12 protein-coding genes are annotated in these 14,210 nt (G+C 61.7%); 10 read left to right on the top strand and 2 right to left on the bottom strand.

Going from position 1 to position 14,210, the window contains the following annotated elements; all coding sequences use genetic code 11:
- Positions 1-305: 305 nt before the first annotated feature.
- The gene (locus tag ACQ4N8_RS12465) at positions 306-1,232 is read right to left on the bottom strand and encodes a hypothetical protein (RefSeq protein WP_430704683.1); all 927 of its coding nucleotides are present in this window, start codon (positions 1,230-1,232) and stop codon (positions 306-308) included.
- 150 nt (positions 1,233-1,382) lie between these two features.
- On the opposite strand from ACQ4N8_RS12465, the gene ACQ4N8_RS12460 reads away from it, so the two are divergent.
- From ACQ4N8_RS12460 to ACQ4N8_RS12445, 4 genes are all read left to right on the top strand, one after another.
- Positions 1,383-2,189 (top strand): sulfite exporter TauE/SafE family protein, encoded by an 807-nt coding sequence (locus tag ACQ4N8_RS12460; RefSeq protein WP_430704688.1) that lies wholly within the window; start codon positions 1,383-1,385, stop codon positions 2,187-2,189.
- Position 2,190: 1 nt separating this feature from the next.
- On the top strand, positions 2,191-2,568 hold the full coding sequence (locus tag ACQ4N8_RS12455) for a DUF1634 domain-containing protein (protein WP_430704682.1): 378 nt from the start codon (positions 2,191-2,193) through the stop codon (positions 2,566-2,568).
- Positions 2,569-2,829: 261 nt separating this feature from the next.
- Positions 2,830-3,498, top strand: coding sequence for an NAD(P)-dependent oxidoreductase (locus ACQ4N8_RS12450; protein ID WP_430704681.1), 669 nt, complete (start codon positions 2,830-2,832; stop codon positions 3,496-3,498).
- Positions 3,499-3,806: 308 nt separating this feature from the next.
- Positions 3,807-5,519 carry an NAD(P)H-hydrate dehydratase gene (locus ACQ4N8_RS12445; RefSeq protein WP_430704680.1) on the top strand — a complete coding sequence of 571 codons (1,713 nt, stop codon included), beginning with the start codon at positions 3,807-3,809 and terminating at the stop codon, positions 5,517-5,519.
- A gap of 24 nt (positions 5,520-5,543) precedes the next feature.
- Here the strand turns inward: ACQ4N8_RS12445 and ACQ4N8_RS12440 are convergent, their stop codons facing one another.
- Complete coding sequence (locus ACQ4N8_RS12440) at positions 5,544-6,443, bottom strand: SDR family oxidoreductase (RefSeq protein ID WP_430704679.1); 900 nt, start codon at positions 6,441-6,443, stop codon at positions 5,544-5,546.
- Positions 6,444-6,654: 211 nt separating this feature from the next.
- On the opposite strand from ACQ4N8_RS12440, the gene ssuE reads away from it, so the two are divergent.
- The 6 genes from ssuE (at position 6,655) to ACQ4N8_RS12410 (ending at position 14,060) form a co-directional block, all read left to right on the top strand.
- Positions 6,655-7,197, top strand: a complete 543-nt coding sequence (gene ssuE, locus ACQ4N8_RS12435; protein ID WP_430704678.1) for an NADPH-dependent FMN reductase — start codon at positions 6,655-6,657, stop codon at positions 7,195-7,197.
- 225 nt (positions 7,198-7,422) lie between these two features.
- Positions 7,423-8,025, top strand: a complete 603-nt coding sequence (locus ACQ4N8_RS12430; RefSeq protein ID WP_430704687.1) for an AAA family ATPase — start codon at positions 7,423-7,425, stop codon at positions 8,023-8,025.
- Between the two features lie 433 nt (positions 8,026-8,458).
- Positions 8,459-10,228, top strand: a complete 1,770-nt coding sequence (locus tag ACQ4N8_RS12425; RefSeq protein ID WP_430704677.1) for an ABC transporter ATP-binding protein — start codon at positions 8,459-8,461, stop codon at positions 10,226-10,228.
- A complete protein-coding gene (locus ACQ4N8_RS12420; protein ID WP_430704676.1) occupies positions 10,209-12,143 on the top strand; it encodes an ABC transporter ATP-binding protein in 1,935 nt (644 codons plus the stop codon). The genes ACQ4N8_RS12425 and ACQ4N8_RS12420 overlap by 20 nt, the downstream gene beginning before the upstream one ends.
- A 98-nt stretch (positions 12,144-12,241) precedes the next feature.
- A complete protein-coding gene (locus ACQ4N8_RS12415; protein ID WP_430704675.1) occupies positions 12,242-12,994 on the top strand; it encodes an AAA family ATPase in 753 nt (250 codons plus the stop codon).
- Between the two features lie 199 nt (positions 12,995-13,193).
- Positions 13,194-14,060 (top strand): SDR family oxidoreductase, encoded by an 867-nt coding sequence (locus ACQ4N8_RS12410; protein ID WP_430704674.1) that lies wholly within the window; start codon positions 13,194-13,196, stop codon positions 14,058-14,060.
- Positions 14,061-14,210: the final 150 nt, after the last annotated feature.

Genomic DNA, 14,210 nt, shown 5'->3' with positions numbered 1-14,210 from the left:
CAAAGCAGCATGCAGAGACAACAAGACTTGAACCCTATAGACCGCCACGCCTTGGCCTGCCTTTATGCACATCGGGTATCTTGTTAGTTTTATGCAATGCCTATGCTGAAAAAGATCTATTTTGATGTCTAACGAACCGTAGAGCCGCTATTTGCCCGAAAAGGGCCGGATGTGGAAGCATTAGTGGCAAATAAGGTCCGTGGTGTCCGTTAAACCTTGGCATTATGGTTGTCTCTCCCCCGATCCCGGACGGCGTCTGGCTGGAAAGCCAAGCGTCCCGCAAGGAATCGGGGGTTTTTGCGCGTTCAGGGCGACGTCTCGCTTTCTTCGGACCGGCCCTGGGCAGTGCCGGACACGGCTTCGCCAGGCGGCAACGGTGTCTGGGCGTGTCCCACGTAAGGCCGCGCTTTTCGCGGCTTGCGGCCGTTCAGGCGGAATCCGGCGAGAAACAGCAGTACTTGCGCGCCTAGTACGTAAGGGGCAAAGAGGCTGCCGGCGAAATGAACCACGGCGAGCATGGCGATCGCTGCCGCCAGCAGACGCGCCGGCGCCGTGTCGGCGTGCTTGTACGTCCCGCCCGCGGCTACCGGATAGAGCAGCAGAAGCGAGAACCACGTCGAGACCAGCTGCATCCAAGCTAACGCCAATTCCCACGAACCTCCGGTTCCCGTGCCGCCGGCGATGGAATCCTCCAGCAGACGCCACAGCCAGATCAGGGTCACGAAGAAGCCGGCGGCGAACAGCGCCGGCAATGCGTGGCGAATCGTGCGCCACAGCCATCTGCCCCAGCCCGGCCGCTCGATCTGGCGCAGCAGCTTGTCCCGTTCGGCGATGAGGCTTTCGCTTTCCCGCTCGATCGTTCGGAGCAGCAAGGACAGGCGGGTTTCATCGCCATCGGCGGCGAACGCGGTGATCTGCGCGAGGGCGTGTTCCGTTGCGTAAGGGGCAGCCCGGCAAGCCAAGAGCTTACCCAGCAATTCGCTTTTCTCCGCCGCCGTCAGCGGGGGCTTGTCCAAAGCGGACATCAGCGGCCCGGTGGCCGCGGCATACAGCTCCAGGCTGGACTTTACATAGTCAAGCCGGCTTCGTTCCTCCCGGGCGGATTTGCGGCGGGATGCCTGGTACAGCCCCAGAAACGTCGCCAGCGTCAGGAAGGCGGCTAGCGCGGAATGATCGTGCTGCTGCAGCCAAGTTACCCATTCCGGTAGTGACACGACTATCACCCTTTCCATTTTCCTCCTTCCACTATTGCACACGAGCCCGCCGGATTCAAGCTTGGGCCTTGGGGAAGTGAAAATATGATATACTTGGAAACTGGCGATGCAACGAATAGATAAAGGGGATGCGATCCACAATTGACTGCGACAGTGATTGAAATTTTCATGATCGCCATCCTGGCGGGGATCGTCGGTTCGATTCTTGGCCTGGGTGGAGGAATCATCGTTACACCGGCTTTGACGCTGCTCTTCGGCGTCGACATTAATCATGCCATCGGGGCCAGCATTATCTCCGTCATCGCGACGTCGAGCGGTTCGACGGTGGCCTATATCCGCGACCGGATCACCAATTTGCGGGTCGGCATGTTCCTGGAAATCGCCACGACCGTCGGGGCGATCACGGGCGCTTTCGTGGGGGCGCTGGTTGCCCCGAAGTTCTTATATTTCATTTTTGCTTTACTGTTGCTGTATTCCGCCTACGCGATGATCAAAAAGGGCAAGCAGGAGGTTCCGACGGATGTGCCGCTGCATCCGGCAGCCGCCAAGCTTGGCCTGCAGGGAGAGTATTACGATAAAGCGCTCGGCAAAACCGTCGCCTACAACGTCGATCGGGTATACGAGGGCTTCGGGGTGATGTACGGCGCGGGCGTCATATCCGGGCTGCTCGGCATCGGCAGCGGCAGCTTCAAGGTGATGGCGATGGACGTGTTCATGAAAATGCCGCTGAAAGTGTCCACCGCCACCAGTAACTTCATGATGGGAGTCACGGCGGCGGCCAGCGCGGGCATTTACCTGCTGCGCGGCGACATCATCCCGGTTATCTCCGCGCCGGTGGCGCTAGGCGTGCTGATCGGGGCGACCGCGGGTTCGCGCATCATGCAGCGGCTGAAGAGCAAAACGATCCGCAAGCTGTTTATCCCGGTGATGGTATACGTCGCGTTTCAAATGATCTACCAGGGATGGAGGGGTTGACATGGACGAAAATAAGGCTCCCGTCAAAAGCCGCATTATTGAAGTGGAGACGATCGTCAGCAAAATGCTGCGGATCGGCGTTATAGCGGCCGCCTCCGTCATTGTGATCGGCCTGTTGCAATATCTCGTCACCGGCGACAGCGGCTATCCGGGGGACGCGTATCCGACCAGCTTCGGTGCCATCGTGGACGGTCTGCTCGCGTTCAAGGCGGCCGCGGTCATGCAGGTCGGCCTGCTGCTGCTCATCCTGACGCCTGTGCTGCGCGTATTCGTCTCGCTATTCGTGTTCTGGGCGGAGCGGGATTACCGCTACGTGATCATCACGGCGATCGTGTTTGCGATATTGATCGTCAGCTTCACGTTGGGCAAAGCGGGATAAGCAGGTTGACCTGCTGCGGCATGTGCCCGCCTGCCCGGAGCTACCCGGCGCTTTTTTCGTCTCCTCCCGGAAGCTGCATGAAATGGTTAACATGCCGCAATCCCGGGAGAACCGGACTTGAACCTTGGCTTTCTTGGCTGCGCGGCGGCGGGGAGAGCCTTCTTCGGTTTGGATTTGCCTTGACGTGATGATTATAATGAAAACAGCAAATACTGGAATGGCACGCATCACCATGACAGCTACAGAAAGGGCGTTACATAGATGAGAATATTGTTGTTTGGCGCGACGGGCACGATTGGAAAAAGAATAGCGGCGGAAGCGCTGCGGCGAGGCCATGAAGTGACGGCGGCGGTTCGAGACCAGGCGCGTGCCGCGGAAACGGGATTGCAGGACTTCGTTCCGGCGGGCGAGAAACAAAGCGGCCGGCTTGTGTTGGCCGAAGGGGACATTCTCGTCCCCGACTCCATTACCAGGCTGGCGGAGGGACAAGACGTGCTGATTAGCGCGTACGGGCCGCGCTTCGGGGACGAAGACGAGCTGCAGGAGGCGACGCGCTGCCTGATCGAAGGCGCGAAACGCGGCCGGGTAAGCCGGCTGATCGCCGTCGGCGGGGCGGGCAGCCTTGAAGTGGAGCCTGGCGTCCGGCTGATGGATACGCCCGAGTTCCCGGAGGAGGTGCGGCCGCTGGCCCGGGCCCATCAGGAGGCGCTCGAAATTTACCGCGCTTCCGATTTGGACTGGACGGTGCTGAGCCCGCCGGCGGTCATCGAGCCGGGGAAACGCACGGGCATGTTCCGGGTCGGCTTGGATCGACTTGTGACGGATGAACGGGACAACAGCCGAATTACGGTTGAGGACTACGCGGCGGCTTTGCTCGATGAGGTGGAGAATCCGTTTTATCTCCGGGCGCGCTTTACGGTCGCGTACTAAAAGAGGTTGTTCAGATCAGGGAGGGAATCGACGTCGAATCTTGAATTCAGCCGGGCCTTCCGTTGCTCACGTAGATCTGTCTACGCTCCGCTACTCAGTCCCTGGCTTCATCCAACCTTCTCGGTCCTGAAAACCCGACTTTTTGAACATGCACTAAAATGGGAGACGGTGTAAGGGCTGGAACGGCGGATGCGGTTCGAGAGCAAACGGAAGCCGGAGCACGATGGAGTGCAAGCTGGAGAGCAAATGGAGAGCAAGCCGGAGAGTAAGCAAAAGATCAGAAGCGCGGGCAAGGGGGAGGAGAGCACATGAAATTCGTAACGTCGGAGCAAATGCGGGAGGTGGACCGTCATGCGATCGAGCAGACGGGCATCCCTGGGGTCGCATTGATGGAAAACGCCGGCCGGGCAATCGCCGAGGAGGTGCTGGCGTTTTGCCGGCTTCGCCGGGCCGGCCGGCTGGCGGAGACGCCGGTGGAGGCGATTCGCGAGCGCCCGGCCGGGGCGGGCACCGAACGCGAGTGGGACTGGAGCGGGGATCCGCGCAGGCCTGGTCACGGCGCGTCCGGCGGCGCGGGGGACTTTGCGCCGCACTGGGGGGACGGCGAGCCGCTGCGGCAGGCGGAGCATTGGCTGATCCTCGTCGGCAAAGGCAACAACGGCGGCGACGGATTGGTGTGCGCGCGCCATTTGGCGGATTCGGGCGTGCGGGTGAGTTTGTTGTACGCCGAGGCGCCGGAACGGCTCGGCGGCGAAGCCAAGCGGCAGCAGGGCATTGCTGCAGCGCTGGGACTGCCGGGCGAGGTTTATGCGCCCGGCGCGGTGGCGGCGGCGCAATCCCGGGGGGTGACCGGGATCGTCGATGCGCTGCTCGGCACCGGGGCGAAGGGAGCGCCCCGGGGGGCTTACGCCTCCCTGATCCGGGAGGCGAACGACAGCGGCCTGCCGATCGTGGCGGCCGATATCCCCAGCGGGCTGGACGCCGATACCGGCGAAACGCACGACCCGTGCATCCGGGCCCGGATCACGGTATGCCTCGCCTTCCTGAAGGCGGGGCTGACGCAGTATCCGGGGGCCAAGGCGGCGGGGGAAGCGATCGTGCGCTATATCGGCATCCCACGCGCGCTTCCGCCGAGCGTGACGGAAGCGGGCCTGCTGCTCACCGAGGAGACGCTGCGCGGCGAGCTCGGGGTGGACCCCGGCCGGCGGCGCGAGACCGACGGACATAAGGGCACGTACGGGCACGTGCTGCTCGCGGCGGGCAGCCTCACGATGAGCGGCGCCGGCCTGCTGGCCGCCAAAGCCGCGCTCCGCGCCGGCAGCGGCCTCGTCACGTGGGCGCTGCCGGCGGAGCTGCTGCCGCATGTGCTCGGGGCCGTGCCCGAGCTGATGCTGGCGCCGGCCGCCCCGGGCGAGGCCGGCGTCTGGGACGCCGCAGCCGCCGCCGAGGTGCTGCGGCTGCTGGAGGCGCGCGACGTGCTCGCCGTCGGCCCGGGGCTGGGCCGCTTCCCGGGCGAGGACGCCTTCTTGCGCGCCGTGTGGGAGGGCGCCCCGCGTCCCCTCGTGTTGGACGCGGACGCCCTGAACATCCTCGCCGCCGCGAACGGCCTGGCGGCGTGGCCGCGCCGGAATGCGGCGACGATCCTGACGCCGCATCCCGGCGAAATGGCCCGGCTGGCCGGCCTGTCCACGGCCGAGGCGCAGCGGGACCGCATCGGGCTGGCGCGGCGTTTCGCGGAGCAGCACGGCGTCACGCTCGTGCTGAAGGGCGCGCGCACCGTAGTGGCGGCCCCGGACGGCCGCGTCTTCGTCAACGTCACCGGACACCCCGCCATGGCGACCGGGGGCTCGGGGGACGTGTTGACCGGCCTGATCGCCGGGCTGCTGGCCCAGGGCCTGGACGCCGTCCAAGCGGCGGCGTTCGGCGTCTACCTGCACGGCCTGGCCGGCGAGCGCGCCGCGGCCGCCCGTACGGGCAACCCGGCCTCGCTGCTCGCCGGCGACATCGTCGAAGCGCTGTAACGAGCCGTGCCGTGGACGTCCGCCCTAAGCCGTGACCATTGCTCCGCCGTTCACGTGGATCGTTTCGCCGGTGGTGTAGATGGAGTCGCCGCTCGCCAGGTAAACGTAGGCCGGGGCGACCTCATACGGCTGCCCCGAGCGGCCCATCGGCTCATTCGTCCCGTAAGTCATGATCTGCTCGGAGGAAAAGGTCGCGGCGATCAAGGGCGTCCAGAAGGAGCCGGGCGCGACGGCGTTCACGCGGATGCCGCGGTCGATCAGGGAAAGGGCCAGGGAGCGGGTGAACGAGACGATGGCTCCTTTGGTGGAGGAGTAATCGATTAGCGCTTTGTGTCCGGTATAAGCGACGCGCGAGGCGGTGTTAATGATCGTACTGCCGCGCGGCAGGCGGGGCAAGGCGGCCTGAACGAGGAAAAAGAACGGGAAAATATTCGTTTGGAACGTTTGATAAAGCTGTTCCTCGCTGATGTCGGCGATGCTCTGCCGTTGGAACTGGATGGCATGGTTGTTGACCACGACATCCAGCCGCCCGAAAGCGGCGACGGCTTCCTGAACCACCCGCTCGCAGTTGTTTTTGCGGCGCAGGTCGGTTTCGATCGGCAGGCAGCGTTGCCCCAGCTTCTCGATATATTGCTTCGTTTCCAGCGCATCCGAGGTCTCCGACAGATAGGGGATGACGAGATCCGCGCCTTCTTTGGCGAAAGCGACGGCTACCGCCCGTCCGATCCCGCTGTCGCCTCCGGTGACGATCGCCGCCTTGCCTTGCAGTTTGCCGCTGCCGCGGTATTCCGGATTGTCGAAAATCGGCCGCGGCTTCATTTGGCTTTCCAGGCCGGGCTGCCGCGGCTGGTGCTGCGGCGGGAATGCGATCGGCTGCTCCTTGCAGACCGTCTCTTTGCCGATATACGGGTATACGGGATTCATGGTACCTCGCGGGCCCCTTCCTAAAAAGCAAAATCGAAATTTAAGATAGTTAATCGTATGCACGCGCCCATGGAGTTGTGCCCGGACCGGCGGAGCGCCCCGGCTTGGATTGACTTTTCAGGCGAATATTGATAGCATTTTTTTAAACTTTAGGGAGTTCATCGGAATTTATGGAGGGCGAACATTCGCACAGACAAGGGGAGAATCCGACATGAAGGTAACGGTCATCAACGGTAGCCCGACGCCGGGATCGCGGCTCACGGCGGTCATCGCGCTGACGGAGGAACTGCTGGTTAAAGAGGGCTTGGAAGTAAGCCATTTGAATGTAGGAGAACTGCCGCCGGAGGATTTGATCCATACCAAATTCGAAAGCGAGGCCATCGTTAAAGCGAATGCGCTGGTGGCCGGCGCGGATGCGGTGATCGTGGCCAGCCCGGTGTATCAGGCATCGTATACCGGCGTCCTCAAGACGTTTCTGGACCTGGTGCCGCAAAAAGGATTGGCCGGCAAAGTCGTGCTGCCGCTCTTTATCGGAGGCAGCCTGGCGCATTTGCTGTCGATCGATTACGCGTTGAAGCCGGTATTGTCCGTGCTGGGCGCGCGTTATATTTTAGGCGGCGTGTACACGGTCGATTCTCAAGTGGCGCGCACCGAGGCAGGCGGCTTCGAGATTGCCGGCGAGCTGAGAGGGCGGCTCGAGGAGAACGTCAAGGAGCTTGTTCGGGAAACGCGGCTGCGCCAGGGGCAATCGTAAGGCAGAACCTGTTGCCGGTCCTTGCTGCCGGCCACCCGCAACTTCGGCGGCCCCGGCCCCATGATTGCATAAACCGTCAGACCGGTCATTCGGGAGACTTCCCGGATACCGGTCTTTTTTGAGGAGGCGTTTTTTCTTAAGGTAGGGGATGGTTACAAAGTATAGTACACATAGTAAAATAGGATTAGCTGCAGGTTTATTTCCGAAGGAGGATAAATGGACATCATGTTGAAGTTGGTCTTTTTCGTAGGGGTCGCCGGAACGGGGAAAACGACGGTCGCCCGGAAGCTGGCAAGACGCATGCCGGTCGCTTTTTTGGACCGCGATACGGTCGGAGGATGTTTTGTGGAGAAAATGCTGGAGATGAACGGTCTGGACGTCAACGACCGGGACTCCGATTTCTACAAGGAGCATCTGCGCGACCTGGAGTACGACACGACGCGGGACATTTGCATCGAAAACCTGGCCGCCGGCCAAAACGTATTCATGATCTCCCCGTTCACGGCGGAACTGAAGAACAAGGACTGGATCGAAACGCTGCTGCGGGACGCGGGGTTGTCCAAAAAAGAGGTGGACGTCAAGGTCGTCGTCGTCGCGCTCAAGGATATGGAAACCCAAAAGGAACGCATCATCGACCGCTGCACCGACCGCGATACCTGGAAGCTGGAGCACTGGGACGACTTCAAGCACCGGGTGCAATTCGTGCCGGAAATGAACTGGGACATCCCGGCTTCGTCCATCCTCGTGTTCGACAACAGCGGGGAGCTGACGGAGGAGAAGGTAGAACAAGTCTACCGCTTTATCCAGGGAGAAAACGGACAAGCCTAACTGAAACGAAAAGCCCTTTCTACGGTTCAAACCGACCGGGAAGGGCTTTATTTGTATCTTAACGAACTCCAGATGCGTTATTCGCTGATTAGAGGGGCGTTTCGGGACGTAATGAATCGAGAAAACGTTATTCCCGTCAATCTCCCGGTAAAGCTGCCGGATAGGGCGAATTAGCGTTTGCCGGATTCGTTAGCTCAGGAGAGTGCCGGAGACGAGGTCAATAGCGTTATTACGGTTCGTTGGGGGGCAAAGCGACGCGGGAAGCGCGGGGCAGGCAGTCTCGTTTCGCAAACCGCGCCGTCGGTTTTAGCTCTCGGCTCCCGAGCGAAAGTCTCCGTAAATTACACAAGCCGTCTCATCTGAATTATAATAAAACCGCATATGTTTATCATTGTTGGTAAAATTCGGAATCGTGCGGACTGGAGGAATCTTGATGGCCATCATATTTTCTTTTCTTAAAAAATACCGCATCGCCGCGTTCTCCGCGCTGGCCATGCTGCTGATCGAACTGGCGGTCGAGCTGATTCAGCCGCTGATCATCTCCCGGATCATCGACCATGGAATCCGTCAGCATGACGTTTCCGTCGCCTGGCTGTGGGGCGGCGTGCTGATGGCCAGCGCCCTGGCGGCTTTTATCGCCGGGATTTCCAGTTCGTTTTTCGCCTCGCACGCGAGCCAGGGCTTTGGTTACGACTTGCGCGACAAGCTGTACGAGAAGGTGCAGTCTTTTTCCTACGAGGTGTTTAACCGTTTTGCCGCCTCGTCGCTAATTACCCGGTTGACCGGGGACATTACGGTGCTGCAGGACATGATCTTCATGAGCTTGCGCTTCGCCACGCGCGTGCCGCTGGTCGTGCTTGGCAGCGTGGCGATGGCGTTGGTCGTGCACGTGAAGCTGGGGCTACTGCTGACGGTCACCGTGCCCGTGCTGCTCTGGTTCGCGTTATGGATGATCAAAAAAGCGGCCGCCTTGTTCCGTACGGTGCAGCGCCGGACGGACAGCGTCAACGGCCTGATCCAGGAAAATCTGACCGGCATGCGGCTGATCCGCGTCTTCGTGCGCATGCCCCACGAAATCGGGCGCTTCGAGCAGCGCAACCGCGATTTGCGCCAGGGGACGGTGAAGGCTTTGCGGCTGACGGAGACGACGATGCCGTTCCTGCTGTTCATCATGAACGCCGGCATCATCGCGGTGCTGTGGTTCGGGCGGCTGGAGATCGAAAGCGGCGGCGCCAGCGTCGGGGAAGTGGTCGCGGTAATGAATTACTCGCTGCGGACGATCGGCGCGCTGTCGGCTTTGTCCTGGATCATGAGCTCTTTCTCCCGGGCTTCGGCCTCGGGGGGACGGGTACGCGAGGTGCTGGAGGCGGACGACCCGGCCGCCGATCGCGAGGCCGGCGCGGACGAAGCGGAAGCCGTGTCGGAGGTGGACGAGGGAGCCCCGATCCGCGGCAAAATCGAATTCAGCGACGTTTCCTTCCGGTATCCGGGCCGGGAAAGCGCCGTGCTGGAGCATATCTCGTTTACGGCCGAGCCCGGCCAGCGGGTCGCCATCATGGGCGCGACCGGATCGGGGAAATCGTCGCTGGTGCAGCTGATCCCCGGGATGTACGAGCCGACGGGCGGAGCGATTCGGATCGACGGCACGGACATCCGCGAGCTTGACCGGAAGCGGCTGCGCCGGGCCATCGGCTACGTGCCCCAAGAGGTATTGCTGTTCACGGGGACGATCCGGGAGAACATCGCTTGGGGACGCGAGGATGCCGGGCCGGAGCGGATTCAAGCCGCGGCGCGGCAGGCGCAGATCCACGAGACGGTTTCGCATCTGCCGCTCGGCTACGAGACGCGGCTCGGGCAGCGGGGCGTCAACCTGTCCGGCGGCCAGAAGCAGCGTTTGTCGATTGCGAGGGCGCTGGTGCGGCAGCCGGCCATCCTCATCCTGGACGACAGCACGAGCGCGCTGGACGTCCGGACGGAAGCGGCTCTGCTGGAGGAGGTATCGCGCCTGTCCTGCACGACGCTGCTGATCACGCAAAAAATCAGCTCGACCGCTTCGGCGGACTTGATCCTCCTGCTGGACGAAGGCCGGCTGATCGCCAGCGGCAAGCATGAGGAACTGCTGGAGCGGTCGGAGCTGTACCGGCGCATCTATGAGTCCCAATACGGGAAGGAGGAGCCGCATTATGTTCAAGACCTTCACTGAGCCGTTTCGGCATCCCTATCCGAAGCTGAATCCGCCGCAGGCGCAGACCGGCGCGGAGCCGCAAGGGGGACGGGAGGCGCAACAGGAACCGCGCCGCCGGCCGGGCCATAGCGGCGGCCCCGGCGGACGGCCGAAGGTGCGGGCCAAGAACTGGTCCGGCGCGCTGGGCCGGATCTGGAGTTATCTGTCCGCGCATAAAGCCCGGCTTGCGGCCGTCCTGCTCATGGTGGTGTTCAGCTCGGCGCTGGCGCTGCTCGGGCCTTATCTGGTCGGGATGGCGGTGGACGATTATCTGGAGGGCAGCGGGGGCCGCCCATGGGCGCTTTTTCTCGTCGGGCTGACGCTGGTGTACGCCGGTTCGTCGCTGACCTCCTGGCTGCAAAACATCTGGATGATCGAAATCGCGCAGGAAACGGTCTATCGGATGCGTTCCGAATTGTTTGCCCAGCTGCATCGGCTGCCGATCCCGTTTTACGGCAAACGGCAGCAAGGCGAAATCATGAGCCGGTTGACCAACGACATGGATAACGTCAGCTCGACGCTGAACAGCTCGGCGATCCAAATTTTCTCCAGCGTGCTGACGCTGGCCGGAACGCTCGCCGTCATGCTGTATCTGAGCCCGCTCCTGACCCTGCTGACGTTCCTCGTCGTGCCGCTGATGGCGGCGGGGATGCGCTGGATTACGAAGCGGACCGGGCCGCTGTACAAGAAACGCCAGCAGGATCTCGGCAGCCTGAACGGCTATATCGAGGAGACGCTATCCGGGCAGCGGATCATCAAGGCGTTCTCGCAGGAGCAGCGGGTGCTGCGCGGTTTCCGCGAACGCAACGAGGCGATCCGCAGCTCCGGCTTTTGGGCGCAAACGATTTCCGGCTTCATTCCGAAGCTGATGAACGGACTGAACAACCTCAGCTTTGCGATCGTGGCGGGGATCGGCGGGGTACTGGCGGTGCGCGGCAACGGCGCGGTGACGGTCGGGGTGATCGTCGTCTTCGTCGAGTATGCCCGTCAGTTTACCCGGCCGCTGAACGATTTGGCAAACCAGTGGAATACGCTGCTGTCGGCGATCGCCGGGGCGGAGCGGGTGTTCGAAGTGCTCGACGAAGAAGTCGAGGCAAAGGACGAGGCAGGGGCAGCGGACCTGGCTTCGGTGCAAGGGGCGGTTCGGTTTTCCGGCGTTTATTTCTCTTATGAGCCGAATAAGGCCGGGGATGGAAATGAGGACGGAGACACGCTGGAGGATATCAGCTTTGCGGCGAAGCCAGGGGAAATGGTGGCCCTGGTCGGGCCGACGGGGGCAGGCAAAACGACCCTGATCCAGTTGCTGTCGCGCTTCTACGATCCGTCCAGGGGTACGATTGAGGTAGACGGCTGCGACATCAAGACGATCCGGCGGGAAAGCCTGCGCTCGCATATGGCTTTCGTACTCCAGGATTCGTTTTTGTTCCAGGGCACGATCCGCGACAATATCCGCTTCGGGCGGCTCGATGCGACCGACGCGGAGGTGGAGGAGGCCGCGAAGCTGGCGAACGCCCACGCTTTCATCGTGCGGATGCCCGGCGGGTACGACAAGCTGCTGGGCACGGACGGGGGCGGGATCAGCCAAGGGCAGCGGCAGCTGCTGGCGATCGCCCGGGCGATCCTGGCCAATCCCTCGATCCTGGTCCTGGACGAAGCGACGAGCAGCATCGATACGGTGACGGAGATCAAGATCCAGGAAGGGCTGCAGCGGCTGATGCAGGGGAGAACGAGCTTCGTGATCGCCCACCGCCTGAACACGATTCGCCAAGCGGACAACATCCTCGTCTTGAAGGAAGGGCGCTTGATCGAGCAGGGATCGCACGACGGGCTGCTGCGGCAGCAAGGCTTCTATTACAGCCTGTATCACGGCGGGTTGGAAACGGAACATCCGTAGCCCTGGAGGAGACGTGTGTGTTATGCCGATAACCGCGCTTGCGCGCAACCCAACGGAGTTGCGGACCAGAACTTTATATGCAGGAGGCCAGGCGTTCTATGGAGATGAATGCTTATTTGCGGGGGATCGCGCTGCAGCGGGACGAGGTGCCTTCGTTTGCGGAGTATCCTTTTCAACTGCCGGCGGTCGCTACGCTGGGACAACTGAAATTCCATCCCAAAGTGACGTACATCGTCGGGGAAAACGGCATGGGCAAGTCGACGCTGCTGGAGGCGATCGCCGTCGCGCTGGGCTTCAATCCGGAGGGCGGCACGCTGAACTTCAGCTTCGCGACGGCGGAAACCCATTCCGAGCTGCACCGTTATCTCCGCACGGCGCGGGGGGCGGTGCGGCCGCGGGACGGGTTCTTTTTCCGAGCGGAAAGCTATTACAACCTGGCGACGGAGATTGATGCGCTGGACCGGGAACCGAGCTTCAGCCGGCCCATCAAGGACTCCTACGGCGGTCAATCGCTGCACACAATGTCGCATGGGGAGTCGTTCTTTGCGACCTTCCTGAACCGGTTCGGAGGCCGTGGGCTTTACATTTTGGACGAGCCGGAGGCGGCTTTGTCCCCCTACCGCCAAATGGCTATGCTGTCGCGGATCCACGAGCTGGTCGGCCGGCACTCCCAGTTCATTATATCCACGCATTCGCCGATTCTGATGGCGTACCCCGACAGCCTGATGTACCGGCTGACCCCGGAAGGCATCGAAGAGACCACCCTGGAAGAAACCGATCATTACATCATCATGAAGGAGTTCGTGAACAATCGCGAGGGTATGCTAAAGGAGCTGCTGAAGGAGGAGTAGAAGGGCGAACGTCATCCCGCTGCGAGGGCGATCCCGCTGCCTGGGGCGGTTGTCCGGGCAGGCTTCCCCTTCCGCGAATTTCAGCTAAAAAAAGGCATCGGCAAAGTTATCTTTGACTTATCGCCTACTTGCAACTACAATGGTTACAGGTTAGTTCGTTTCTCGATGGGACGCCCAAACGATAAGGAGGAATCCAGGGATGAAAATTTTAGTGACCGGGGCTACGGGTCAGCTCGGAGCCAAAGTGGTGGAGGCGCTGCTGGCTTCGCTGCCGGCGGAGCAATTGGCGGTGAGCGTGCGCGATCCGCAGAAAGCGTCCGCGCTCAGGGCGCGCGGCGTGGAAGTACGCCGGGGGGATTTCAACGATCCGGCGTCGCTGGATGCTGCTTTTGCCGGCGTGGATCGGTTGTTGATCGTGTCGACGCAAGACGACAATGATACCCGGATACGTCAGCATTCGGCGGCCGTATCGGCGGCGCAACGTGCGGGCGTTCGCTTTATCGCCTACACCAGCGTGGTCGATGCCGTGAATAGCTCGTTAGCGTTGGCGCCGGTACATAAGGCGACCGAAGAAGCGATCTTGCAGACGGGAATTCCGTACGCGTTCCTGCGTAACAATTGGTATATCGAAAACGAGATCGGCACGATCCAGGGCATTCTGGCGGGCGCACCTCTCGTAACCTCCGCGGGAGAAGGCAAGGTCGGCTGGGCCACCCGCGAGGATTACGCGTTCGCCGCCGCGGCCGTACTGGCCGGCAGCGGCCATGAAAACAAGGTTTACGAGCTGTCGGGCACGCTGCTCACGCATGATGAGTTCGCCGGCATCATCGGCGAGGTGCTGGGCCGTGAAGTCCCCGTCCATCACGTGGATGACGCTGCATACGCAGAAACGATGCGCGGCGTCGGCGTACCGGATCCGGTTATTCCGTTTCTGGTATCCATTCAAAGCGCGATCCGCGAAGGGGCACTCGACGTACCGAGCGGCGATCTGGAAACGCTGCTCGGCCGTCCGGCGACCCCGCTGGCCGAGGCGATCCGCGGAATCGTGAGCGATTTGCAGAAGTAAGCCAGCGTTAAGTGAAAGGCCATGCTCCTAAGGCGGGAGCATGGCCTTATTTTTATTTAAAGATGCCATGTGTCGGCGGGGCGGAAGACATCCGATTAGTATCAACCGCAAACCCAACTGTAATCCCAACTCAAAACAACCAACTATCAA

Origin of the sequence: Paenibacillus macerans, assembly GCF_050565405.1 — a bacterium.
GTDB classification, from domain to species: Bacteria; Bacillota; Bacilli; order Paenibacillales; family Paenibacillaceae; genus Fontibacillus; species Fontibacillus macerans_B.
Note: the sequence above shows the minus strand (reverse complement) of the source record. Positions and strands in the feature narration are given on the sequence as shown.